Source organism: Streptomyces sp. NPDC058620 (genome assembly GCF_042717135.1).
Classification (GTDB): Bacteria; Actinomycetota; Actinomycetes; order Streptomycetales; family Streptomycetaceae; genus Streptomyces.
Genome location: NZ_JBHXQO010000010.1, coordinates 39,951 through 63,108, shown reverse-complemented (window position 1 = coordinate 63,108; position 23,158 = coordinate 39,951). Strand labels below are relative to the sequence as shown.

Genomic DNA, 23,158 nt, shown 5'->3' with positions numbered 1-23,158 from the left:
CGTATGCCCATTCCCGCAGGCGGGATTGTGACGGCCGGGCAGCTTGGCCGTATTCAGCCGCGCACGTACCGGGCCCCCGCAACGGGCATCCTGGCCGGGTCCGTGACCAATGCGGACGTGCCTGGCGCCACCGTCACGTTTTCCACCGAGGCCGCGAACGCCACGTATGTCGTCGACGCCTGGTTCGACTTCCGCGTCACCGGGACATCAGGCACCGCCCTCGGCTCGGGAAACATCCACGTCGACGGAACGCTCGAAGCGGAGTACGCGGTATTCCGCGACTCCCACGCGGGCAGCGCGGCCGGCACCGGGAGCAGCGTCGGGCACACCTACCGGGGCACCCTCCCGGCGGCCGGGTCGCACACGATCAAGCTGGTCGCATCGCCGTCCGTTGGCCAGCAGGTCAACATCTACAGCTCGGTCACCGTGACGATCTATGAGGTGGTCTGAATGACTCACATCCTCACGACGGCCGACGGCGCGCAACTCGCGGTGATCTCCTGCGCCGTCCGCAACCCCGGCTCCGGCTGGGGCGTCATCTTCGACGCGGCACACTCCCCGTCTGGAGTGTCCGGGGTGATCCAGCGCGCCGACCACCTGGAGCTCACGCACGCCGTCGGTGCGGTGCGCGTGAGCTCACTGCAGGTGACGCCCGACGAGTGGTACGCGGCCCGGGCCCTGCGGGTCGGCGCATCCGTCGGCCTGGCCCTGACCCGCATCTACATGTACAGCGGAACGTCGACCACGCCCGTTGATCCGGCGACGCTGGTCGCCTCGTCCGGGAACCTGTGGATCACAGGTTTTCTCGAGCTGTCCTGACACCCAGAACTACCGCCGCCCCGAGCCGTACTGGCCGGGGCTTTCTGCATGTCCGGAGGCATTCATGTCCGAACCGATGTCCCCAGCCGAATTCCTGCAGGCCCTGCGGGACGAGGGCCTGACGGTGGTCGAGGTGGGCGACTGGCGTACCCACAACCGCAACCACAAGGGGCCGTTCGGCCCGGTGCACGGGGTGATGATCCACCACACCGTGACCCAGGGCACCGCCCGCACCGTGGAGATCTGCCGTCACGGGTACGCCAGCCTGCCCGGCCCGCTTTGCCACGGCGTGATCGCCAAGGACGGCCGGGTGCACCTGGTGGGCTACGGCCGCACGAACCACGCCGGGCTCGGCGACGACGACGTCCTCCAGGCCGTCGTCGACGAGAAGGCGCTGCCGGCGGACAACGAGGCCAACACCGACGGCAACCGGTACTTCTACGGGTTCGAGTGCGAGAACCTCGGCGACGGCAAGGACCCCTGGCCGGATGTGCAGCTCGAGGCGATCGAGCGCGCGGCCGCCGCCGTCTGCCGGTACCACCGTTGGGGCGCCGAGTCGGTGGTCGGCCATCTCGAGTGGCAGCCCGGCAAGATCGACCCGCGCGGTTTCGCCATGGCATCGATGCGAGCCCGGGTCGATGAGCGCCTGGACGACAGCAAGCCGAGCCCGACGGCACCCGCGAAGCCGACCGCTCCGGTCAAGCGCGCGCCCGCTTTCCCGGGGCGGTCGGCATTCCGGATCGGGGCCCGCAACAAGCACGCGCTGCAGCTGCAGGAGTGGCTGCACAAGGGCGACTGGGGCCCGCGGTACAAGGTCGGCCCATCGATGCTCATGACGCAGAAGGACCTCGACAAGGTCGCCGCGCTGCAGCGCCACTACCTCTCCGCTCTCGGCCCGGCTGACGGCGGAGTCGGACCCAAGACCTGGCAGTACGCGTTCGAGGTCGCCAACGGCCTCCGGAAGAAGTGAGACATCCATGACTGGTCTGTTCATCTCCACCATGCGCACCGCTGTGCCGCTCGTCGCCGGGTGGCTGCTCACCCTCGCCGCGGGTGCCGGCCTCGACCTCGACTCGACGGCCGTCACGGGAGCCGTGATGGTCGGTCTCGCGCTCGTTTACTACCTGGCCTTCCGGCTGCTCGAGATCGTCGGCGAGCGCGCACACGGGACTGTCCTGCAGAACATTGCAGGCACGCTCCTCGGGTGGGCGCGGCCGCCGGCCTATCCGAAGGTCCAGGTTCTGGAGCCGATCGACGGAGCCCGGTACCTCGGTGAGTCCGGCGCCAGGTGACCTCAGCCTGTCGCCCGGATTAGCACCACACTGCACCAGGAGGCATGCACGTGGACGCTGCGACCATCGGCGCTATCGGCACCATCGGCGCCGGACTCGCAGTGGCCACGGCCGCATGGATCGGCCATCGCGGATCCCATCAGGGAGTGGTGATGACCGGGTACGGCGGTCTCCTGGACCGGCTGCATGCAGAGCGGCTCAGCCTGGAAGCAAAGCTCACCGCAGCCGAGACGGCGCTCGCCACGGCCTACGTCGACAAGGCACAACTCCAGGCAGAGATCGAACTGCTTGAAGCGCAGATTGCTGACCGTGACCGTCAGATCGCCGCCCTACGGAGGACCGCCCTGTGACCCGCCGCCACCGCTCCGAGGGGATACTGGCCCGCCGCTGGCGTTCCCTCGCCGTCGCCGCCGTACTCGCCGTGCTCTCCGGGGCCATCGTCCTGGTCTGGGTACGGATCGACGCCGAGGCCCAGCGGACCCAGCAGGTGGCGGCGGAGGCGGACCGGCGCGGTGACGCGGTAGGCACTCTGGCCGGGGACGTACGGACACTCCGTGCACAGATCCAGGCAGAGGGCGGAACGCCAGCTGCTCCGGATCCGGCGGCCGCGGTCGACGATCTGCCGGACCGGGTCGAGGTGCCGGTGCCGATCCCGGGGCCGCCGGGTGCTCGAGGACTACCGGGCAAGGACGGGAAGAACGGTGAGCCCGGAGCCGCGGTAACCGGGCCGCCTGGGCCTGCAGTTACCGGCCCGCCGGGGCCCGCTGTCACTGGTCCGCCCGGGCCTGCCGGCGCGGACGGCAAGGACGGTACGGACGGTACGGACGGCGCGGACGGCGCGTCGATCACCGGACCGCCCGGGGCCGAGGGACCTCGTGGCCCAGCTGGCCCTACCTGCCCGGAGGGCTACTCGCTCCAGCCGCCGCCGGGTGATCCGGATGGGCTGATGTGCCGCCGCGACGGTGCGCCTACGCAGCCTGACCCTGACCCGTCACCGGGCCCGCTCGCTCTGGACCCAGCGCGACGCCAGTACCCATGACCTACAACGCCCCCTGTCTGGCCTACGGGCTGGGCAGGGGGCGCTTTCGTACGTCCAGGGGTGCCTTGCCTACCCCTGGACGCACGAGAGCCCCACCGCCGCTGGGGAGATGGGGCCTCGTAGGTACCGGCGCCGAGCCGACGGCGCGGGGTACCGTTCTGGTGTCGAGTCAGAACATGGGAGCAAGTATGCACTCTCTGCCACATGACCACACCGGAGCACGCATCAAGAGGCTGCGCCTCGAACGCCACCTCACCCAGCGAGCCCTGTCGGACCTGTCACAGGTGCCGTACAGCACCCTGGCAAAGATCGAGCAAGGCGTCACAGCAGCCAGCCCGTACGTCATCGCCGCCCTGGCCCGCGCCATGCGCGTCAAGGTCGACACAGTCACCGGCCAGCCCTACGTCACCGAGCTCCGGGCCGACGAACTGGACGTCCTGATACAGCCCATGAGGGAGGCACTCGACGTCTTCGACCTCGGGCCTGACCCGGACATCCACCCCCGTGCCCACGCACTGATCGCTGCCGATACCGAGGAGCACCTGGTCGCGGTCCGCGCTGGGGAGATCAAGCGGGTGGCCGCCCAGCTGCCGGGCCTGATCCACGAGGCGACGACCGCGGCGCATGCCGCAGGCACACGGGACCCGTGGCTGACCCTGGCGAGCACGTACCGCACCGGGTACGACGTCGCCTCGAAGCTGGGCTACGGCGACCTGGCGTCGATCGCGCTCGCCCGCATGGACTGGGCAGCGCAGCGTGCATCAAACGCGGTTGTCGGCGCGATGAGCCGCTACATGCGTGGCCTCACGTACCTCCGGGCAGGGCAGTACCGCACCGGGGAGCGTCTGGTCCAAGTTGGGCTGACCGACCTCGAGCAGGCGGAACACAGCCGGGAGCGCGACGTCCTCATCGGGCAGCTCCACCTGGGTGCCGCAGTCATGGCCGGGCGGGCACAGGACCGGCACCGTGCCGAGGGACACCTTGCCGAGGCCAGCCGGATTGCCGAGCAAACAGGCGAGGCGCCCACCGTGCACTGGCTCACGTTCGGGCCGACCAACGTCGCCGTACACCACGTCTCAGTGCTCGCCGAGCTCGACGAGTACGGGGCCGCGGCCCAGATCGGGAAGAGCGTGAGCATTCCCCGGGAGTGGCCGGCATCCCGCCGCAGCCACCACTTCGCGGAGCTGGCCCGGGCACAGATGTGGACGGGCGCCCTGGACGACAGTTTCGCGAATCTGCTGCGGTCCCGGAAAGCGGCGCCGCAACAGGCCCGGTACCACCACACGGTGAGGGAGACATACGCCGGGCTGGAGGCTGCGAAGCGGCAGCTTCCCGACTCGTTCTTGTCGTACGGCTCATGGCTGGGCGTTTGACACTGCGTTAACCCTTGGCCCCGACTATCCGAAATCGCGGATAGTCGGGGCCTTTTCGTGGGGTCACCATGTCGTCACCAGCCTCTGACATGGAGCCGACCATGACTGTGCCTGCGCCGATTCCCGCGCTCTCTGCGTTACCTCTGCCTGACCCCATGAGCCTGTCCGAAGGGCAGCAGCGTGGCACCCACTGCGTGTGGTGTGTCGCCCCGCTGGCCAGCGATGCGGCTCACGATCTCGGAGCCCGTCCGCTCGATGCGCACGGTACGTCCGTCCACTGGTACCCCCGCTGCTGCCCCTCGTGCAAGAGGAGCCGGTCATGAGGACGAAGACCCGGGTGAGCCGCACCGTCACTCAGCTGTCAGTCCTGGCCGAGCTTGCCTACCGGGGGCTTGTCGACCACACGATCGTGTGTCGGCACTGCAAGGCGGGGGCGCCATGCGCAGTGCGCCTTGGCCTGAACAAAGCATGGAAGAAGCTGCGCGGATGACGCCCGGACTGGTCCCGTACATCACGGCCCGCGAGGGCGAGGAGACCGACCTCCTGAGCTCCCTCTGCGTACGCGGCCCCTCATCCGCCACGCGCATCGGCTACCGCGACGAGATTCCGTCCGACCTTGGCCCGCGCGGTGAACTATGGGGCAGGTGCTCGCAGCGCATCGGCCCGGACCGGATGCCGATCGGCCGGCCCTTGTGGCGGCAGGTCCACCCGGCCCGGCAGCGCGAGACCATGATGAAGCTGCGCTGTCAGGTCTGCGTCGCCCCCGCCCGCACCGCGAAGGGAACCCTGTTCTTGGAGAGCGCTGCGGTGAAGGCGCCCGCCCCCGGCTCGGCTCTGCTGACGGCCCATCCCCCCGTCTGCCTGCCGCACGCCCGTGCCTCGGTCGAGCAGTGCGCCCATTTCGCCCAGCACGGGGCCCGCGTGCTGCTGGTGCGAAGCGCCCCTTTGTACGGCGTGATGGGCACGGGCTACAAGCTCGGTCTGGCTGGCTGGCAGGAGGTGCCTGGCGTGGACGCGCCGGTGCCGTACGGCAGCCCGGTGATTCGCGCCGTCCTCGCGTCGCAGCTTGTCCGTGAGCTGCGGGATTTCACCGTCGTGCAGCTCGACGAGCTTGAGTAGCGACGGCACTGGCTCCCGCCCGTACCCCATAGTCGGCGGCGGCCGGGGTGCGGGTGGGTCTACTCGCGGACGAGGTCGGTCAGCGGCATTTCGAGCGCCTCGGCGATGAGTAGCAGGTCGCTGTACCTCGGATCGCGCACCCCAGCCTCGTAGCGCTGAATGGTTCGCCGGTCCATACCCACTCGGACCGCTAGCTGGTCCTGCGAGAAACCTGCCGCTTGGCGAAGTGTTGCGATGCGGTGGCCGAGTTGCCGGCGCTTCGCTTGGGCCCAGTCCGGGAGGGGCGTACGTCTGCTCGGCACTCGACAAACGGTCTGACCGAGATCATCGCGAGTCAGTACCCAAACGGTCGCAATCGCGTGACGGCTGCACACTACAGCTAGCGCAGGTAAGCGGTTGCGGGCTTAGCTGCCTACCGCAGGCTCCATGCCGCGCCCCTCGATCGGCCGCTCCCCTCCACGTCCGCCAGGCAGAGAGGGAGCGGTTGCCTCGCCCCCCGGTACCTATGTGCCGGGGGGTGAGTGCGTACAAGCCACTGACCTGCCGCCATCACACAGGGTTTGTGTAGGTGTTTTTCTACTTGTTAGCTCCGTGACCTCAGCCCCGCGCACCTCGCCGACCACCAGCCGGTCGGGCCGCATCCGCAACGCCTGCCGCACCAGGTCCCGCAGAGTCACGCGCCCCGCCCCCTCCTGGTTGGCCGGGCGCGACTCCAGGCGCACCACGTGAGGATGGTCCGGCCGCAACTCGGCGGAATCCTCGGCGAGCACGATCCGCTCCTGTCCCCCGACCACCCCGAGAAGACTCGACAGCAGCGTCGTCTTCCCGGCGCCCGTACCCCCGCTGATCAGGTACGAGACCCGGGCCTCCACCAGGGCCCGCAGCACCCGGTCCCCGCCAGGCGGCACCGTCCCGGCCTCGATCAGCTCCGTCAGGGCGAACGCCCTGAGCCGCACCACCCGCAAGGACAGGCATGTCGAGCCGACGGACACCGGCGGCAACACCGCGTGCATCCGGGTCCCGTCCGGCAGCCGTGCGTCCACCCAGGGACGGGCGTCGTCCAGACGCCGCCCCGCGACGGCCGCGAGCCGCTGGGCCAGCCTGCGTACGGCGGCCGCGTCCGCGAAGGTGACCCCGGTCAGTTCGAGCCCGCCGCCCCGGTCCACCCACACCCGGTCCGGCGCCGACACCAGCACGTCGGTCACCGCCGGGTCGGCGAGCAACGGCTCCAGCACCCCGGTACCGACCAGCTCGCCCCGTAACTCCTGTGCCGCCCCCAGCACTTCCGTGTCGCCCAGGAGCCGCCCCTGGGCGCGCAGGGCGGCCGCCACCCCTGCCGGGGTCGGCGCCGCACCACTGCGGGCCAGCCGCTGCCGCACCGCGTCGAGCAGAGCCTCCGTCATGACACACCTCCGCCGGGAAGCCCGGCGGCAAGGCTTCCGCCACCGGCGGCACCCGCCTGATCCCAGAAGGCCGTGCAGAACCGGGCCAGCGGCCCGCGCACCGCGCTCCCCGGAGGCGCACCGTCGTCCTGGGCCGCCGAAAGCCCCGCCTCCCACGGCAGCTCGCCGACGAGCGGCAGCCCCAGGGCCTTGGCCACCCACCGCTCGTCCAGGCCCGCCGCGTATGGGCCCCGCGCGACGACCCGCAGGTCCTCCAGGACCATTCCGGCCATCGACGCCACACGCTGTGCCGCCGCGACCGCCCTCAGTTCACCGGGCACGACCAGCAGTCCGAGATCGAGTTGAGCCAGCGCCTCGGCCACGCCTTCGTCGACGCGGCGCGGCAGATCCACGACGACCACACCGCCGAGTCTGCGTGCGGCGGCCAGCACCGCTCGTATGGCCTGCGGAGGGATGACCACCTCGTCGTCTCGGCCCCAGCTCAGCACCCGCAGCCCGTGCAGAGCGGGCAGCGAGTCCTCCAGCGCACCGCCGCCCACCCGCCCCTTGGACTGGGCGAAATCCGGCCACCGCATCCCTTCGGCCCGTTCGCCACCGAGCAGCACGTCGATGCCGCCGCCCAGTGGATCGCCGTCGATCAGCATGGTCCGCCGGCCGGACCTGGCGGCGCTCACGGCGAGCGCACAGGCCAGCGTGGATGCGCCGGAGCCGCCCCTCCCGCCCATCACGCCTACGGTCAGCGCGGGACGCCCCACACCCTCCGCCGCGTTGGCGATCTGATCGACGAGCCAGCCCTCCGAATCGGGCAGCCGCAGCACGTATTCGGCCCCGATCTCCACCGCCTGCCGCCAGACGTCCGGCGCGTCCTGGTCCCGCCCGACGAGCATCACGCCGCGCCTGCGCCCGGTGCCACGGCATCGAGCGGCGGCGTCGTCGCCCACCAGAACCATCGGAGCCTGCTCCCAGCCGCCCCTGCGTTCGGGCGGCCCGTAGTGAACTTCCGGCTCCGCTCCCGCCGCCGCGCAGAGCCTCAGCAGATCGTCGAGCAACTCCACGTCCTCGGTCACGATCAACGGCCCGCCCCGGCATCCTTCCGAGCTCGGCAGACCCTCCCGTGCGATCGATCCAGCCACGATCTCCGCCCCCTTCTCACTGCCCCTTCAGTACGGTTCGCGGCGATCTCTGAGCGTTCCGAGATGCGCGATTCCGGAACCCGCGGACTTCACGGGTGGAATCACCGTGCAGCGCTTCGGAAAAACATGTGGATCTTGCTGCAAAACTGTGGACAACTTCAGCGTTGTGAATATCTCGGTAACCCATACCGGCGACTTCCGAGCGCAGCTCTTCCGTAACGCACCGTGACGAGGCAGACTGAAGAAAGTCCCGCGCAGAGCTGGGCCGTCGCGGCCGGGAGAAGGGCGAGAACCTTGATTCCGGGCGGTGAAAACGCGTCCGGACATGCGACGACCCCCGCCGGGGGGGAGAGCGGGGGTCGTCCCCACGGCCGACTCGGGGGGGGGAGGAGCCGGACCGGGTTAGCACGGTCGCGAACGATCCGTGACTTCCATGGTGTACCCGAGAGCCTTCTCAGGCAAACCCACACGCCAGAGTTTACGCCGAATGGTGGGCCCCTATGCTCAGCCTTGTGGAAAACTGCTTCTCGCCGCGCACAGCAGCCTTCTTTGACCTGGACAAGACGGTCATTGCGAAGTCATCGACGCTGACCTTCAGCAAGTCCTTCTACCAAGGTGGACTGATCAACCGCCGTGCCGTACTGCGCACTGCGTACACACAGTTCGTCTTCCTCGCCGGAGGCGCCGATCACGATCAGATGGAGCGGATGCGCGAATACCTCTCCGCGCTCTGCAAGGGATGGAACGTCGAGCAGGTCAAGGAGATCGTCGCCGAGACCCTTCACGACCTCATCGACCCGATCATCTACGACGAGGCCGCCACTCTCATCGAGGAGCACCACACCGCGGGACGCGATGTGGTCATCGTGTCCACGTCGGGCGCGGAGGTGGTCGAACCGATCGGGGAGCTACTGGGCGCGGACCGGGTCGTCGCCACCAGGATGGTCGTCGGCGACGACGGCTGCTTCACCGGCGAGGTCGAGTACTACGCGTACGGGCCGACGAAGGCGGAAGCGGTCAAGGCGCTCGCGGTGTCGGAGGGGTACGACCTCTCGCGCTGCTACGCGTACAGCGACTCCGCGACCGATGTACCGATGCTCGAGTCGGTCGGCCACCCGCACGCGGTCAATCCGGACCGTGCGCTGCGGCGCGAGGCGACCATCCGGGAATGGCCGATTCTCGTCTTCAACCGGCCGGTCCGGCTCAAGCAGCGACTGCCCGCCTTCTCGATGCCCCCGCGCCCCGCTCTCGTGGCGGCGGCAGCAGTGGGAGCGGCAGCCGTTACCGCAGGGCTGGTCTGGTATGCCAGCCGCCGCCGTGCCGCCACGCTCGCCACCTGACACCCCCGGGTCCCGAAGCCGTCCCCGCGACGCACTACGCCCGACCCGCCCATTTTTGCACCGAAAGGTAAAGAAGTCGGGCCAACACTTTCCCTTCCTCCGCCAGGGGAGTAGAAAGGAGTCAACGGCCCGCGAGACCAAGGGCATCCGAGAGGATCCCCTTTACACGCAAGTCGGCCCCACGGACCGCGCATGGAAGTCGAGCACCCACGCGACGTCGACCCGTCGATTACGGGCCAGCCGCACCAGGGCACGGGCGAAGTACCCGACCTGATGGGCATATATCGAGGACGCTTGGTAACCCGGCGGACATGCCAGCGGCGGTACCGATACCGGTACCGCCGCAACCCTTTCCGGGGCCGTACGCCACAGCCGTGAGCCACAGCAGTGAGCGAACGCCGCGAGACAGCGGCCAGCAGTCAGCGCCTCACGGAAGGGGAAACGGGGCACGTCATGTCACGCGGCGCCGCGCTGCAGCGCCTCGCAGACAGCCGTCGACTCCCGCACACCCAGCTCAACCGCGCGGCCGCAATGCGCGATCCAGGCCGCCATGCCCTCCGGCGTCCCCGTCAGATAGCCCTCGAACGCCGCCACGTACGCCGCCCGCCCCTGCTCCGCATGGCCGACCTCGGCCGGGCAGATCGACTTCGGGTCGAGGCCGCTGCCGATCAACACGATCCGCTCGGCCGTCCGAGCGACCAGGCCGTTGCAGGAGCTGAAGGGGCGCAGGGCCAGCAGTTCACCGTGCACGACCGCCGCCGAGACCAGAGCCGGCGCCGCGCTCCCCGCGATGATCAGCTGCGAAAGCCCTTCCAGCCGCCCGGCCACCTCGTCGGCGTCCGGCACTGGGGCCTCGATCAGCGGCTCGTCGACGGCCTCGCCTGCCAGGCGCGGCCGCCCGACGGCGTCATCGGGAGAGGCGCCACCGGCAGCCACCAGGTGCAGACGCGCCAGGACGCGGAGGGGCGACTGCCGCCAGATGGAGAGCAGTTGCCCCGCCTCGGCGGTCAGCCGCAGGGCCGCGCCGATCATGCGGGCCTCGTCATCACCTCTGAAGTCGGTGCGCCGGCGCACCTCCTCCAGATTCCAGTCGGCGCCCGAGAGCGCCGCGGAGCCGCGGGCGCCGCGCAGGGCCGCCTCCGCCGTGACCTCGTTGCTCCGGCGCCGCATGACGCGGTGGCCGTAGACCCGGTCCACGGCCTTGCGAACGGAGTCCACGGCATCGGTGACGCCGGGCAGGGCGGCCAGCGCGGCGAGCGGATCTGAGGCAGTCGTACTCATAAGTAGCGAGGCTACGCGCCCCCTACACCCTTACCGCCTTGGAGTGGTCTTCTTCACGAAGCGTGACAGCGGAACGCGTTCGGGCCACTACCGTAGGTGAACATGAAGATCGCTTTCGTGGGGAAGGGCGGCAGCGGCAAGACAACGCTGTCCTCGCTCTTCATCCGCCACCTCGCTGCCAATGAAGCCCATGTCGTCGCGGTGGACGCCGACATCAACCAGCACCTCGGAGCCGCACTCGGCCTCGACGACGAGGAAGCCGCCGCCCTGCCCGCCATGGGCGCGCAGCTCCCTCTCATCAAGGACTACCTGCGCGGCAGCAACCCCCGTATCGCCTCCGCCGAGACGATGATCAAGACGACGCCGCCCGGCGAGGGCTCGCGGCTCCTGCGCGTCTGCGAGGACAACCCGGTGTACGACGCCTGTGCGCGTACGGTCCGGCTCGACGACGGGGAGATCCGGCTGATGGCCACCGGGCCGTTCACCGAATCCGACCTGGGGGTGGCCTGCTACCACTCCAAGGTCGGCGCGGTGGAGCTGTGCCTCAACCACCTGGTCGACGGCCCGGACGAGTACGTGGTGGTCGACATGACCGCGGGCTCGGACTCGTTCGCCTCCGGGATGTTCACCCGCTTCGACATGACGTTCCTGGTCGCGGAGCCGACCCGGAAGGGCGTCTCGGTCTACCGTCAGTACAAGGAGTACGCGCGGGACTTCGGCGTCGCGCTGAGGGTGATCGGCAACAAGGTCCAGTGCCAGGACGATCTGGACTTCCTGCGGGCCGAGGTGGGCGACGATCTTCTGGTGGGCGTCGGGCACTCCGACTGGGTGCGCTCGATGGAGAAGGGCCGGCCCTCCCGGTTCGAGCTGCTGGAGGCGGACAACCGGATGGCGCTGCAGGCCCTGCAGGACGCCGCCGAGGACTCGTACGCAGAGCGCGACTGGGAGCGCTACACGCGCCAGATGGTCCACTTCCACCTGAAGAACGCGGAGAGCTGGGGCAACGCGAAGACGGGCGCCGACCTGGCCGCGCAGGTCGACCCCGCCTTCGTACTCGATGAGCGGTGCGCACAGAAGGGCGTCGCCCAGCCCGCGTGACGATGGCTGAACGAGGCCGCAGCCGGTGGGGTGGGTGGCATCCGGGCATCAACGCCCCGGATGCCACACGCCCCACCTGCCACGTGGCTGAAGAAGTCAGCCGGCGGACCGCTCACCCGCGTCCGGCTTGGCGGCGGGCCCGGCTTCTGCGGGCTTGGCGGCCTGATCGGCGGCGGGCTCCACCGGGGACGTCGGGCCGAGGTAGGTGGCCCAGCTCCCCTTGGGCGCCTCACCCACGCCGAGCGTGCCGAGCTTGGCCAGCGTCGCCGGGTCCTGCGCGTCGAGCCAGTCGGCGAGCTGCCGGAAGGAGACGCAGCGCACGCCCTCCTTCGGGCAGACGGTCTCGATCGTCTCCTCGATGGCGCGCATGTACGTGCCACCGTTCCAGGACTCGAAGTGGTTGCCGATGATCAGCGGGGCGCGGTTGCCGTTGTACGAGCGGTCGAATGCCTGGATCAGACCGTCGCGCATCTGGTTGCCCCAGTACTCGTGCTTGGCGGGGTCACCCTTTGTCGTGCCGGACTGGTTGAACATGAAGTTGTAGTCCATCGAGAGAGTCTCGAAGGCACGGCCTGGTACGGGGACGAGCTGGAGCGGCAGGTCCCAGAGGCCGTTCTTCTTCTTGGGCCAGACCTGGTTGCCGACACCGCTGGAGTCGTACCGGAAGCCCATCGTCCGGGCTGCGGCGACCATGTTCTCCTGCCCTTCGAGGCAGGGGGTGCGACCGCCGACGAGTTCCTTCTCGTAGTCGAAGGGAAGCGGTGCCTCGGCCTTGAGCTCCGGGGTGTTGGACTTCCAGCTCTGCACAAAGGACTTCGCCTGGCGGATCTCGCTCTTCCACTCCTCGACGGACCAGGTCCCGACTCCGCCGTCCTTGCCGCAGAAGTGGCCGTTGAAGTGGGTGCCGATCTCATTGCCGTCCTGCCAGGCGGCGCGCAGTTCGTTGAGGGTGTCGCGAATGCCCTTGGTGTCGTTGAAGCCGATGTCGGAGCGGCCCGCCGCGTGCTGGGGCGGGTTGTAGAGGTGCCGCTTCTCCTCCGACAGCAGGTACACGCCACTGAGGAAGTACGTCATGGTCGCGTTGTGCTTCTTGGCCACCCCGCGGAAGTGCGAGAACAGTCGCTGGCTGTCCTCGCCCGCCCCGTCCCACGAGAACACCACGAACTGCGGTGGCTGCTGACCGGGCGCCAGGCGCTTGACGGCGGGAAGTTTCGGCTGCGTCCCGGTGAAGGCGGTGGAGCCGTCGCCGATGAGCTGAACCTTGCTCTTGGGCGCGGCCGCCGGCGCGTCCTCCTTGGGGCCGTTGGCCCCCTTCTCGGCGCCGGCACCGGCTGCCCCCGATCCCGCACCGGAGTCGGCGCAACCCGCCAGACCCGCGACCAGTGCCGTCGCCATGACACCCATGACGATCCTCTTCGTGGCGGCCATCATCCGCCCACCCTCTTCCTTGCAGGTTATTTGCGTTGAAGTGCCGACACGGCGCGGCCAACGTCGCACGCAATCCGCACAAAGCAGGACGACAGGCCGAATGAAAAGCTGCCTATTCACCTGATTGGGTGGCTCAAAGGGCTATTTGCCCTAGATCATGGACACATCTCTTTACTCTGCATTACGATTCGTTTACTGAGAGTTGAGAAATCCCGCCGCTGCACGCCGTGACCCACGGCCGCGACCCCCACGTTCCGCGACCGCGCCGCCCCGGAGGAGACGGGAACATGCCCGCATGCGTCCCCACCCGTAATGACCGCACGTCCCGCCGTTCGCGCCCTTCCAGGGCCTCGGGATTCAAGCGACCACACAGCCCGCCACCGCCGCCCGGCGGACGCCGCTTCCGCATCGCCGGCGCCGACCTGTCCGCGTCGATCACTGTCTTCCTCATCGCAGTTCCCATGTCGCTCGGCCTCGCCGTCGCCATGGACGCCCCGCTCCAGGCCGGCCTGGTCTCCGCGGCCATCGGCGGCATCGTCGCCGGGCTGCTCGGCGGTACCCCGCTTCAGGTCAGCGGCCCCTCCGCCGGACTGACCGTCGTCACCGCCGAGTTGATCCAGATCTACGGCTGGCGCACCACCTGCGCGATCACCATCGGTGCAGGACTCCTGCAGATCCTGCTCGGCTCCCTGAGAGCGGCTCGCAGCGCGCTCGCCGTCAGCCCCGCCATCGTGCACGGCACACTCGCCGGGATCGGCGTGGCCATCGCCCTGGCTCAGCTGCACATCGTGCTCGGCGGCTCTCCCCAGAGCTCAGTCGTCGACAACGCCCTTGCTCTGCCCGCCCAACTGGAGCGGCTCAGTCCGGCCGCTCCGCTGATCGGCTCGCTGACCATCGCCGTCCTGGTGCTGTGGCCACGCCTCCCGGGGCGGTCCGGACAGGCCGTGCGGAGGATTCCCGCGGCCCTGGCCGCCGTGGTGACCGCGACCGCGGTCGCCGCCCTCGCGACCCCGGGTATCGCGCGGGTCGACCTGCCGTCCTGGCGCTCGCACGCCCTGCCCGAAATGCCTCAGGGCCCCGTTCTCGCCCTGGCCACCGCGGTGTTCACCGTCATGCTGGTGGCCAGCCTGGAGTCACTGCTCGCGGCAGTCGCCGTGGATAAGATGGCGGCGGACCGGGCGGCCGACCGCTCCCGAGGCGGGCCTTCCGGGCACGAGCCGGTCAGACGCTCCGACCTCGACCGCGAGTTGCGGGGACAGGGCGTCGCCAACTCGCTGGCCGGCCTGCTCGGCGGGCTGCCCATCTCCGGTGGTGCCGTGCGCAGTTCGGCGAACGTACGGGCCGGAGCGACCGGCCGGGCCGCCACGGTGCTGCACGGCGTCTGGGTACTGCTGGCCGCCGCCCTGCTGGTCACCGTGCTCGAACGGATCCCGCTGGCCGCCCTCGCCGCCCTGGTGATGATGGTCGGCATCCAGATGGTGAGCTTCGCTCACATCCGTAACGTCCACAAGCACCGCGAATTCCTGGTGTACGGGACCACGATCACCGGGGTCGTCCTCTTCGGCGTGCTGAGGGGTGTGGTCCTCGGCGTCGCGGTCGCGGTGGCCGTAGCGCTGCACCGGCTGGCCCGTACGAGGATCACGGTGACGGAGCAGGAAGGCCGCCACCTGGTGAAGGTCCGAGGCCAGTTGACGTTTCTGGCCGTGCCGCGGCTCAGCAGGACTCTCGGCCAGCTCCCCCAGGGGGTCGATGCGATCGTCGAGCTGGACGGCTTCTTCATGGATCACGCGGCGTTCGAGGCGATCCAGGACTGGCGCAACACCCAGCTCGCCCAAGGAGGCCGGGTCGTCTTCACCGGCAGGTCGGGCGGCCGGGTCGCCGAGCCGGCAGCGGCCGCGCACTCCTGCTGCCGCCCCTGGACCCCCTGGCGCAATCACCACTGCCACGACCGGTCGGAGCACGCCACCGCGACCACCGCCGAACTCACGGCGCAGGACGTCACGGGCCGTGGCGGATCCGGCCCGTGGGACATCGACGACATCAGCGGCACCGGCGCGCCCACGGACCCGGGCGCGAGGGGCACGACGGCAGGCGGTGCGTCCCGCCCGGCCGGTGCCCACCGCCTGTTCAATGGCCTCAGTTCGTTCCAGCGCAATACGGCACCGTTGGTGCGCGAGGAGCTGGCCAGGCTGGCCGCAGAGGGCCAGCGGCCCTCTCAGCTCTTCATCACCTGCGCCGACTCCCGGCTGGTCACCAGCATGATCACGTCGAGCGGCCCGGGAGACCTGTTCACCGTGCGGAACGTCGGCAATCTCGTTCCGCCGCCGGACACGGAGACCACCGAGAGCGGCGACGACTCGGTGGCCGCCGCCATCGAGTACGCGGTGGACGTGCTGAGGGTCGGGTCCATCACCGTCTGTGGACATTCCGGCTGCGGCGCCATGCAGGCGTTGCTCAGCGCCGAGCCGCGCACCCCCCGGACGCCTCTGTGGCGCTGGCTGCGACACGGCCTCCCGAGCCTGGAGCGGATGGCGTCACGTCATCACTCCTGGGCCCGGATCTCCGGGCGGCTGCCCGCCGACGCGGTGGAGCAGCTCTGCCTCACCAATGTGGTCCAGCAGTTGGACCATCTGCGGGCACACGAATCGGTGGCGCGCCGGCTGGCGGAAGGCACGCTGGAACTGCACGGCATGTACTTCCACGTGGGCGAGGCCCAGGCCTATCTGCTGGCCGAGGGCGCCAGTGCGGGTACGGGCCACGACGAGGTCTTCGACCGGGTCGGCCCCGGCGCCGACCTCAGTACCGCTCTCGACGCCGGGACGCACGCCTGACGGAACGGCGCGCCCACAAAGCGCAGCTGACAGGACGCCACGCCCGCCCGAACCGCGCGCCTGGCTGAACCGCGCGCCCGCCCGGTCCGTGAGACCTTGTGGTCCCGCTTCCGCGACGCACCCGGCTGCTTGCGGAAGCGGGGTCTGTGGCCCCATACACGAGAACACAGGTCTAAACCAATTCCCGGCAGACCCTTGTCACCCGGCCTTTGGCCTGATGAGCTATGCCCCGGGACACAACGGACACCCTGGGACTGGGAGAAGTCGTGAGCAACGAAAGCCTCGCCAACCTGCTTCGGGAAGAGCGGAAGTTTGCGCCGCCTGCCGAGCTGGCCGCCAACGCCAACGTCACAGCGGAGGCGTACGAGCAGGCCGAGGCGGACCGGCTGGGCTTCTGGGCCGAGCAGGCCCGCCGCCTGACCTGGGCCACTGAGCCGACCGAGACGCTCGACTGGAGCAACCCGCCCTTCGCGAAGTGGTTCGCGGACGGCAAGCTCAACGTCGCGTACAACTGCGTGGACCGCCACGTCGAGGCGGGCAACGGCGACCGGGTCGCCATCCACTTCGAGGGCGAGCCCGGCGACAGCCGCGCCATCACCTACGCGGAGCTGAAGGACGAGGTCTCCCGCGCCGCGAACGCCCTCACCGAACTCGGTGTCGTCGCAGGCGACCGGGTCGCCGTCTATCTGCCGATGATCCCGGAGGCCGCCGTCGCGATGCTGGCCTGCGCCCGCATCGGCGCCGCGCACTCGGTGGTCTTCGGCGGCTTCTCCGCCGACGCCATCGCCGCCCGCATCGAGGACGCGGACGCCAAGGTCGTCATCACCGCCGACGGCGGCTACCGCCGTGGCAAGCCCTCCGCGCTCAAGCCCGCGGTCGACGACGCCGTCTCCCGTTTCGCTTCCGTCGAGCACGTCCTCGTGGTGCGGCGAACCGGCCAGGACACGGCGTGGACCGAGGGCCGTGATGTCTGGTGGCACGAGATCACCGCCCGGCAGTCGGCCGAGCACACCCCCGAGGCGTTCGAGGCGGAGCACCCGCTCTTCATCCTCTACACCTCGGGTACGACGGGAAAGCCGAAGGGCATCCTGCACACCTCGGGCGGCTACCTCACCCAGGCGGCCTACACCCACCACGCGGTCTTCGACCTCAAGCCTTCGAGCGACGTCTACTGGTGCACCGCCGACATCGGCTGGGTCACCGGACACTCGTACATCGTCTACGGACCCCTGGCCAACGGCGCCACCCAGGTCATGTACGAGGGCACGCCCGACACCCCGCACCAGGGGCGCTTCTGGGAGATCGTGCAGAAGTACGGCGTCACCATCCTCTACACCGCGCCGACGGCGATCCGTACGTTCATGAAGTGGGGTGACGACATCCCCGCCAAGTTCGACCTGTCGTCGCTGCGTGTCCTCGGTTCGGTCGGTGAGCCGATCAATCCCGAGGCGTGGATGTGGTACCGCAAGCACATCGGCGCCGACAAGTGCCCCATCGTGGACACCTGGTGGCAGACCGAGACCGGCGCCATGATGATCTCGCCGCTGCCCGGGGTCACGGCGACCAAGCCCGGCTCCGCGCAGCGCGCGCTGCCCGGCATCTCGGCCACCGTCGTCGACGACGAGGCCCGCGAGGTCCCGGACGGCGGAGGCGGCTACCTCGTCCTCACCGAGCCGTGGCCCTCCATGCTCCGCACCATCTGGGGTGACGACCAGCGCTTCCTCGACACCTACTGGGCGCGCTTCGAGGGCAAGTACTTCGCGGGCGACGGCGCCAAGAAGGACGAGGACGGTGACATCTGGCTGCTGGGCCGGGTCGACGACGTCATGCTCGTCTCCGGGCACAACATCTCGACCACCGAGGTCGAGTCCGCACTCGTGTCGCACCCGGCGGTCGCCGAGGCCGCCGTGGTGGGTGCCGCCGACGAGACGACGGGCCAGGCCATCGTGGCCTTCGTGATACTGCGCGGCACGGCCACCGCTTCGGACGAGCTGGTGGCGGACCTGCGCAACCACGTCGGGACCACGCTCGGCCCGATCGCCAAGCCCAAGCGGGTCCTGCCGGTCGCCGAGCTGCCCAAGACACGCTCAGGCAAGATCATGCGCCGTCTGCTGCGCGATGTCGCCGAGAACCGCGAGCTGGGCGATGTCACCACGCTCACGGACTCCTCGGTCATGGACCTCATCACCACGCAGCTGCCGTCCTCCTCGTCCGAGGACTGACACGAGGACTGCCCCGAGGACTGCCCCGAGGACTGACCGAGGGTTGATCCCAGGGCTCACGGCCCGAGGGGCACCCGGCAACGAGCCGGGTGCCCCTCGGGCATTTAGTGTGGAGATCGTTCGATACGGCTCCAGGCACCCCCAGGTACAGTGAGGGCTCCGTCAACAACGCGATAAGAAATCTCCAACAGGTGCGCCGGGAAGTCTGGTCGGCAAGTGCTTCAGCCATGCCCGCTGCCGTACCGACCCGGAGGTCTTCACCGTGGCCGCGCCCACCCCGCCTTCCCCCAGCCGTACAGTCCTCGGGCGCCTTTCCCTGCCCGAGCGGAACTACGTCGCCGAAGCGCTGCGCACCGAGACGGTCGGCGGCATCATCCTGCTGGTCGCCGCAGTCGCCGCGCTGATCTGGGCGAACACCTTCGGGGGAAGCTACGAGTCGGTCAGCCACTTCCACTTCGGCCCCGAAGCCCTGGGGCTGAACCTCTCCGTGGCCCACTGGGCCGCCGACGGTCTTCTCGCCATCTTCTTCTTCGTCGCTGGTGTCGAGCTCAAGCGTGAACTGGTCGCGGGCGAACTGAAGGACCCGAAGGCGGCCGCCCTCCCGGTCATCGCCGCGCTCTGTGGCATGGCCGCTCCCGCCCTCGTCTACACCCTGACCGCGGTACTCGGCGACGGCTCCCTGGCCGGCTGGGCGGTCCCCACCGCCACGGACATCGCCTTCGCGCTCGCCGTCCTCGCGGTCATCGGCACCTCACTGCCGGCCGCTCTGCGCGCGTTCCTGCTCACCCTCGCGGTGGTCGACGACCTCTTCGCGATCCTGATCATCGCGGCCTTCTTCACCGACAGCATCGACTTCATGGCGCTCGGCGGAGCTGTCGTCGGCCTGGCCGTCTTCTACTTCCTGCTGCGGGCCGGGATCAGGGGCTGGTACCTCTACGTGCCGCTGGCCCTGGTCATCTGGGGGCTGATGTACAACAGCGGCGTCCACGCGACCATCGCCGGTGTGGCCATGGGGCTGATGCTGCGCTGCACGACGCGTGACGGCGAGGCGCACTCCCCCGGCGAGCACATCGAGCATCTGGTCCGCCCGCTGTCCGCCGGTTTCGCCGTCCCGCTGTTCGCACTGTTCTCCGCCGGTGTCTCCCTCCAGGGCGACGCGATCGCCGGCGCGTTCACCCGGCCCGAAACGCTCGGCGTCGTCCTCGGTCTCGTCGTCGGCAAGACCGTCGGCATCTTCGGCGGCACCTGGCTCGCCGCCCGCTTCACCAAGGCGGAACTCAACAAGGACCTGGCCTGGGCGGATCTCTTCGCCGTCGCCTCGCTCGCCGGTATCGGCTTCACCGTCTCCCTGCTCATCGGGGAGCTCGCGTTCGAGGGCGAGGGCGAAACGGTCAACGAGATCAAGGCCGCCGTGCTCATCGGTTCGTTGATTGCGGCCGTACTCTCCGGTGTACTGCTCAAACTGCGGGTACGCAGATACCGGGCCCTGTTCGACGCCGAGGAGCTCGACGAGGACGAGGACGGTGTCCCCGACGTCTACGAGCAGGGCAACCCGGAGTACCACCTCCGGATGGCCGTGATCCTCGAAAGAAAGGCCGCCGAACATCGCCGCCTGGCCCGAGCGGCGGGGGCAACGAGCAGCAAGACGGACAGTCCGGCATGATCTGACACCGGATGTGTTGAAGAGGAGAGGGAGTCAGGGATGAGCGACCCCGGCAACTACGCGGGCAACGGCGACCGCAGTCTCGGACAGCTGGTTGCTACGGCAACGGCCGAGATGTCGGCACTGGTGCATGACGAGATCGCACTGGCCAAGGCGGAACTTCGGCAGGACGTGAAGCGTGGCGCGGTGGGCGGTGTGGCCGGCGCCATCATGGGGGTGCTGTTCCTGGCCTCGATCCCCATGTTCAGCTTCGCTCTCGCCTACTGGATCCACAGCTCCGGTCTCGGGCTCGCCTGGTGCTTCCTGATCGTCGGCGGCGCGTACATCGTGCTCGGCGCGCTCTTCGCGCTGCTCGCGAAGGTCAAGTTCGGACAGCTCAAGCCGCCGGAGAAGTCCATCGCGTCGGCCAAGCAGACCGCCGCCGTCCTCCAGGGCGTCAAGCCCCACCCCCGCCCGGAGGTCCTGCCCGGTACGGCCCGTACGACGGTGGGCAGCTCCCTCGCGGACAAGGCCATCGAAAGCCGCTCGGTCCAGGACAAGGCGTCAGCTGTGGCACGCTCGTCCACATGACGGTCCCCGATTCCCGCGCGTCCGGTCCGGCAGCAGGCCCTCTCGGCCCGGCCGGTTCCGGCAGTCCTGTACGCCTCGACGGTCCATGGACCCATCGGGACGTGGCGGCCAACGGCGCGCGCTTCCACATCGCCGAGCTGGGCGAGGGGCCGCTGGTGCTCCTGTTGCACGGCTTCCCGCAGTTCTGGTGGACGTGGCGCCACCAGATGACCGCGCTGGCCGACGCGGGATTCCGGGCGGTGGCCATGGACCTGCGAGGGGTCGGCGGCAGCGACCGCACGCCCCGGGGGTACGACCCGGCCAACCTGGCCCTCGACGTCACCGGCGTGATCCGCTCGCTCGGTGAGCCCGACGCCGCACTGGTCGGCCATGACCTGGGCGGCTATCTCGCCTGGACCGCCGCGGTGATGCGGCCGAAGCTGGTGCGACGGCTCGTGGTGTCCTCCATGCCGCACCCGCGCCGCTGGCGCTCCGCGATGCTTTCCGACTTCTCGCAGTCCCGGGCGGGTTCGTACGTCTGGGGGTTCCAGCGGCCGTGGCTGCCTGAACGCGCGCTCCTCGCGGACGACGCGGCCCTCGTGGGCCGGCTGATCACGGACTGGGCGGGGCCCGGTACCGCGGACTTCCCCGACGACGAGGTGCTGGACGTCTACCGGCGCGCGATGTCGATCCCGTCGACGGCGCACTGCTCGATCGAGCCGTACCGCTGGATGGTGCGGTCCATGGCCCGGCCGGACGGCGTCCAGTTCAACCGGCGGATGAAGCGGCCGGTGCGCGTACCGACGCTGCATCTGCACGGTTCACTCGATTCGGCGATCCGTACGCGGAGTTCCGCAGGGTCCGGCGAGTACGTGGAAGCGCCGTACCGTTGGCGACTTTTCGACGGTCTGGGGCACTTCCCCCACGAGGAGGACCCGGTGGGTTTCTCGAGCGAACTCATCAACTGGCTCAAGGATCCCGAGCCCGACCGCTAGTCCAGGGGCGCGCGTGTGCGACGAGAAGCCAATTGCCTGCCGCATAGGCCAATTGGCTGACTCCCGCACGATTACCGACCTTGGGTGACGGGCAGACGTCGGGGTATGGGCTGGACGCACGACTTCGGTGACGCAGCACGCAACCGCCGCTCGACCGCAACGGTCGGTCCGAGCACTCATGAGGGGGGCGGCCCGCAGGGCCGGGTGCACGAAGTGCATGATTTTCATCATCCCGAGCTTGGAATTCCGCGCATTCTCCGCCGCCGGGCCCGCTGGTTCTCCGCGCGGCTGCGTCATCCCCGTGGATGACGCAGCCACCTTCCGCATACCGGAATCGCGGGCCTAGAGCGCGCAGTTCTGGCTGTCGACCTGCTGGTTCGCACTCCGGCCGCGCTCGATGTCCGGACGGATCTCGTCTGCCGTCAGCGCGTAGCCGGTGTCCGGATCGTCGAGGGACTTGGCGAACACCACTCCGTACACCCTTCCGTCCGGAGTGAGCAGCGGGCCACCGGAGTTGCCCTGCCGCACGGTCGTGTAGAGCGAGTACACATCGCGGCGGACGGTGCTCCGGTGGTAGATGTCCGGGCCGTCGGCGTCGATGCGCCCGCGGATCCGCGCGGACCGTACGTCGTAGTCCCCGCCTTCCGGGAAGCCCGCGACGATGGCGCCGTCGCTCGTCTCCGCGTCGCTCTCGGTGAAGCGCAGGGGCTTGGCTTCGAGATCCGGCACGTCCAGTACGGCGATGTCGCGCTGCCAGTCGTACAGCACGACCTTCGCGTCGTACAGCCGTCCCTCGCCGCCGATCTGGACGGTCGGCTCGTCGACTCCGCCGACGACATGCGCGTTGGTCATGACACGGCGTTCCGCGAACACGAAGCCGGTGCCTTCCAGGAGCTTGCCGCAGCCTGGTGCCATGCCCTCGACCTTGACGATGGACTTCATGGCGCGGGCGGCGACGGGGCTGCCCGCCAGCGCCGGGTCCGGGGCCTTGACCTCGGTGATGGGCTCGTTGGCGAACGGACTGAAGACCTGCGGGAAGCCGTTCTGGGCGAGCACCGAGGAGAAGTCCGTGAACCAGGTGGACGCCTGATCGGGCATCACACGCGAGACACCGAGGAGGACCTTGGAACTCCGGACCTCCTTGCCGAGCGTGGGCAGCGACGTGCCGGCCAGCGCGGAGCCGATCAGCCAGGCGACCAGGAGCATCGCCACGACGTTGACCAGGGAGCCTCCGGTCGCGTCCAGGGCGCGCGCCGGCGACCACGTGATGTACCGGCGGAGTCTGTTGCCCAGGTGGGTGGTGAACGCCTGGCCCGCGGAGGCGCACACGATCACGATGATGACCGCGACGACGGCGGCCGTCGAGGAGACCTCGGAGCCGTCGGTCGCCTGGTCCCATATGAAGGGCAGCAGATACACGGCGACGAGTCCGCCGCCCAGAAAGCCGATCACCGACAGGATGCCGACGACGAAACCCTGGCGGTAGCCGATGACCGCGAACCACACGGCGCCGACCAGCAGCAGGATGTCCAGCACGTTCACCGTCTCTAGCCTCGCAGAATCGTCACCTGGC

22 protein-coding genes and 1 pseudogene are annotated in these 23,158 nt (G+C 69.5%); 17 read left to right on the top strand and 6 right to left on the bottom strand.

Annotation, left to right across the window (positions count from 1 at the left end; genetic code table 11):
* Positions 1–3 precede the first annotated feature (3 nt).
* The 9 genes from ACFWSK_RS13105 to ACFWSK_RS13065 all read left to right on the top strand — a co-directional run bounded on the left by ACFWSK_RS13105 (position 4) and on the right by ACFWSK_RS13065 (position 5,642).
* Positions 4–450, top strand: coding sequence for a hypothetical protein (locus ACFWSK_RS13105; RefSeq protein WP_383784212.1), 447 nt, complete (start codon positions 4–6; stop codon positions 448–450).
* The gene (locus ACFWSK_RS13100; RefSeq protein ID WP_383784209.1) at positions 451–819 is read left to right on the top strand and encodes a hypothetical protein; all 369 of its coding nucleotides are present in this window, start codon (positions 451–453) and stop codon (positions 817–819) included.
* A 64-nt stretch (positions 820–883) separates the two neighbouring features.
* A complete protein-coding gene (locus ACFWSK_RS13095) occupies positions 884–1,789 on the top strand; it encodes an N-acetylmuramoyl-L-alanine amidase (protein ID WP_383784206.1) in 906 nt (301 codons plus the stop codon).
* Positions 1,790–1,796: 7 nt separating this feature from the next.
* Entirely contained in the window at positions 1,797–2,111 is a 315-nt protein-coding gene (locus tag ACFWSK_RS13090) for a hypothetical protein (RefSeq protein ID WP_383784201.1), read from the top strand.
* Positions 2,112–2,161: 50 nt separating this feature from the next.
* Positions 2,162–2,461: a hypothetical protein gene (locus tag ACFWSK_RS13085; RefSeq protein ID WP_383784198.1), complete on the top strand. Its 300-nt coding sequence runs from the start codon at positions 2,162–2,164 to the stop codon at positions 2,459–2,461.
* Positions 2,458–3,150 carry a collagen-like protein gene (locus tag ACFWSK_RS13080; RefSeq protein WP_383784195.1) on the top strand — a complete coding sequence of 231 codons (693 nt, stop codon included), beginning with the start codon at positions 2,458–2,460 and terminating at the stop codon, positions 3,148–3,150. Before ACFWSK_RS13085 ends, ACFWSK_RS13080 begins: the two co-directional genes overlap by 4 nt.
* Positions 3,151–3,338: 188 nt before the next feature.
* Positions 3,339–4,523: a helix-turn-helix domain-containing protein gene (locus tag ACFWSK_RS13075; protein ID WP_383784192.1), complete on the top strand. Its 1,185-nt coding sequence runs from the start codon at positions 3,339–3,341 to the stop codon at positions 4,521–4,523.
* 319 nt (positions 4,524–4,842) lie between these two features.
* Entirely contained in the window at positions 4,843–5,013 is a 171-nt protein-coding gene (locus ACFWSK_RS13070) for a hypothetical protein (RefSeq protein WP_383784189.1), read from the top strand.
* A complete protein-coding gene (locus ACFWSK_RS13065; RefSeq protein ID WP_383784186.1) occupies positions 5,010–5,642 on the top strand; it encodes a hypothetical protein in 633 nt (210 codons plus the stop codon). The genes ACFWSK_RS13070 and ACFWSK_RS13065 overlap by 4 nt, the downstream gene beginning before the upstream one ends.
* Positions 5,643–5,701: 59 nt before the next feature.
* Here the strand turns inward: ACFWSK_RS13065 and ACFWSK_RS13060 are convergent, their stop codons facing one another.
* The 3 genes and pseudogenes from ACFWSK_RS13060 to ssd form a co-directional block, all read right to left on the bottom strand.
* Positions 5,702–5,944 carry a helix-turn-helix domain-containing protein gene (locus ACFWSK_RS13060; protein WP_383784184.1) on the bottom strand — a complete coding sequence of 81 codons (243 nt, stop codon included), beginning with the start codon at positions 5,942–5,944 and terminating at the stop codon, positions 5,702–5,704.
* A 282-nt stretch (positions 5,945–6,226) separates the two neighbouring features.
* A pseudogene (locus ACFWSK_RS13055) lies at positions 6,227–7,045 on the bottom strand (TadA family conjugal transfer-associated ATPase); the annotation flags it as partial.
* Positions 7,042–8,178 (bottom strand): septum site-determining protein Ssd, encoded by a 1,137-nt coding sequence (gene ssd / locus ACFWSK_RS13050; protein WP_383784181.1) that lies wholly within the window; start codon positions 8,176–8,178, stop codon positions 7,042–7,044. The gene ssd and the pseudogene ACFWSK_RS13055, both read right to left, overlap by 4 nt.
* 500 nt (positions 8,179–8,678) lie before the next feature.
* Here ssd and ACFWSK_RS13045 point away from each other — a divergent pair, with 500 nt between their 5' ends.
* A complete protein-coding gene (locus ACFWSK_RS13045; RefSeq protein WP_383784178.1) occupies positions 8,679–9,518 on the top strand; it encodes an HAD family hydrolase in 840 nt (279 codons plus the stop codon).
* Positions 9,519–9,974: 456 nt separating this feature from the next.
* Here the strand turns inward: ACFWSK_RS13045 and ACFWSK_RS13040 are convergent, their stop codons facing one another.
* On the bottom strand, positions 9,975–10,799 hold the full coding sequence (locus ACFWSK_RS13040; protein WP_383784175.1) for an oxidoreductase: 825 nt from the start codon (positions 10,797–10,799) through the stop codon (positions 9,975–9,977).
* Between the two features lie 102 nt (positions 10,800–10,901).
* Between ACFWSK_RS13040 and ACFWSK_RS13035 the strand changes: the two genes are divergently transcribed.
* The gene (locus tag ACFWSK_RS13035) at positions 10,902–11,897 is read left to right on the top strand and encodes an ATP-binding protein (RefSeq protein ID WP_383784173.1); all 996 of its coding nucleotides are present in this window, start codon (positions 10,902–10,904) and stop codon (positions 11,895–11,897) included.
* Positions 11,898–11,993: 96 nt separating this feature from the next.
* Here ACFWSK_RS13035 and ACFWSK_RS13030 read toward each other — a convergent pair whose 3' ends face one another.
* Positions 11,994–13,328, bottom strand: coding sequence for a hypothetical protein (locus tag ACFWSK_RS13030; RefSeq protein ID WP_383784170.1), 1,335 nt, complete (start codon positions 13,326–13,328; stop codon positions 11,994–11,996).
* Between the two features lie 284 nt (positions 13,329–13,612).
* On the opposite strand from ACFWSK_RS13030, the gene ACFWSK_RS13025 reads away from it, so the two are divergent.
* The 6 genes from ACFWSK_RS13025 to ACFWSK_RS13000 all read left to right on the top strand — a co-directional run bounded on the left by ACFWSK_RS13025 (position 13,613) and on the right by ACFWSK_RS13000 (position 21,894).
* Positions 13,613–16,156, top strand: coding sequence for a SulP family inorganic anion transporter (locus ACFWSK_RS13025; protein ID WP_383784167.1), 2,544 nt, complete (start codon positions 13,613–13,615; stop codon positions 16,154–16,156).
* A gap of 224 nt (positions 16,157–16,380) precedes the next feature.
* Entirely contained in the window at positions 16,381–18,378 is a 1,998-nt protein-coding gene (acs, locus tag ACFWSK_RS13020) for an acetate--CoA ligase (protein WP_383784164.1), read from the top strand.
* A 262-nt stretch (positions 18,379–18,640) separates the two neighbouring features.
* The gene (gene nhaA / locus ACFWSK_RS13015) at positions 18,641–20,041 is read left to right on the top strand and encodes a Na+/H+ antiporter NhaA (RefSeq protein WP_383784161.1); all 1,401 of its coding nucleotides are present in this window, start codon (positions 18,641–18,643) and stop codon (positions 20,039–20,041) included.
* Between the two features lie 39 nt (positions 20,042–20,080).
* Entirely contained in the window at positions 20,081–20,611 is a 531-nt protein-coding gene (locus tag ACFWSK_RS13010; protein WP_383784158.1) for a phage holin family protein, read from the top strand.
* Positions 20,608–21,585: an alpha/beta fold hydrolase gene (locus tag ACFWSK_RS13005; protein WP_383784155.1), complete on the top strand. Its 978-nt coding sequence runs from the start codon at positions 20,608–20,610 to the stop codon at positions 21,583–21,585. The genes ACFWSK_RS13010 and ACFWSK_RS13005 overlap by 4 nt, the downstream gene beginning before the upstream one ends.
* 105 nt (positions 21,586–21,690) lie before the next feature.
* Positions 21,691–21,894, top strand: a complete 204-nt coding sequence (locus ACFWSK_RS13000) for a hypothetical protein (protein WP_383784152.1) — start codon at positions 21,691–21,693, stop codon at positions 21,892–21,894.
* Between the two features lie 33 nt (positions 21,895–21,927).
* Here the strand turns inward: ACFWSK_RS13000 and ACFWSK_RS12995 are convergent, their stop codons facing one another.
* Entirely contained in the window at positions 21,928–23,127 is a 1,200-nt protein-coding gene (locus tag ACFWSK_RS12995; RefSeq protein WP_383784150.1) for a MarP family serine protease, read from the bottom strand.
* Positions 23,128–23,158: the final 31 nt, after the last annotated feature.

Excerpts from the sequence above, each read along its gene's own strand:
- ACFWSK_RS13105 (WP_383784212.1), top strand. The coding sequence starts at position 4 with ATGCCCATTCCCGCAGGCGGGATTGTGACGGCCGGGCAGCTTGGCCGT.
- ACFWSK_RS13100 (WP_383784209.1), top strand. The coding sequence starts at position 451 with ATGACTCACATCCTCACGACGGCCGACGGCGCGCAACTCGCGGTGATC.
- ACFWSK_RS13095 (WP_383784206.1), top strand. The coding sequence starts at position 884 with ATGTCCGAACCGATGTCCCCAGCCGAATTCCTGCAGGCCCTGCGGGAC.
- ACFWSK_RS13090 (WP_383784201.1), top strand. The coding sequence starts at position 1,797 with ATGACTGGTCTGTTCATCTCCACCATGCGCACCGCTGTGCCGCTCGTC.
- ACFWSK_RS13075 (WP_383784192.1), top strand. The coding sequence starts at position 3,339 with ATGCACTCTCTGCCACATGACCACACCGGAGCACGCATCAAGAGGCTG.
- ACFWSK_RS13070 (WP_383784189.1), top strand. The coding sequence starts at position 4,843 with ATGAGGACGAAGACCCGGGTGAGCCGCACCGTCACTCAGCTGTCAGTC.
- ACFWSK_RS13065 (WP_383784186.1), top strand. The coding sequence starts at position 5,010 with ATGACGCCCGGACTGGTCCCGTACATCACGGCCCGCGAGGGCGAGGAG.
- ACFWSK_RS13045 (WP_383784178.1), top strand. The coding sequence starts at position 8,679 with ATGCTCAGCCTTGTGGAAAACTGCTTCTCGCCGCGCACAGCAGCCTTC.
- ACFWSK_RS13040 (WP_383784175.1), bottom strand. The coding sequence starts at position 10,799 with ATGAGTACGACTGCCTCAGATCCGCTCGCCGCGCTGGCCGCCCTGCCC.
- ACFWSK_RS13035 (WP_383784173.1), top strand. The coding sequence starts at position 10,902 with ATGAAGATCGCTTTCGTGGGGAAGGGCGGCAGCGGCAAGACAACGCTG.
- ACFWSK_RS13030 (WP_383784170.1), bottom strand. The coding sequence starts at position 13,328 with ATGATGGCCGCCACGAAGAGGATCGTCATGGGTGTCATGGCGACGGCA.
- ACFWSK_RS13025 (WP_383784167.1), top strand. The coding sequence starts at position 13,613 with ATGCCCGCATGCGTCCCCACCCGTAATGACCGCACGTCCCGCCGTTCG.
- acs (WP_383784164.1), top strand. The coding sequence starts at position 16,381 with ATGCCCCGGGACACAACGGACACCCTGGGACTGGGAGAAGTCGTGAGC.
- ACFWSK_RS13010 (WP_383784158.1), top strand. The coding sequence starts at position 20,081 with ATGAGCGACCCCGGCAACTACGCGGGCAACGGCGACCGCAGTCTCGGA.
- ACFWSK_RS13005 (WP_383784155.1), top strand. The coding sequence starts at position 20,608 with ATGACGGTCCCCGATTCCCGCGCGTCCGGTCCGGCAGCAGGCCCTCTC.
- ACFWSK_RS13000 (WP_383784152.1), top strand. The coding sequence starts at position 21,691 with ATGGGCTGGACGCACGACTTCGGTGACGCAGCACGCAACCGCCGCTCG.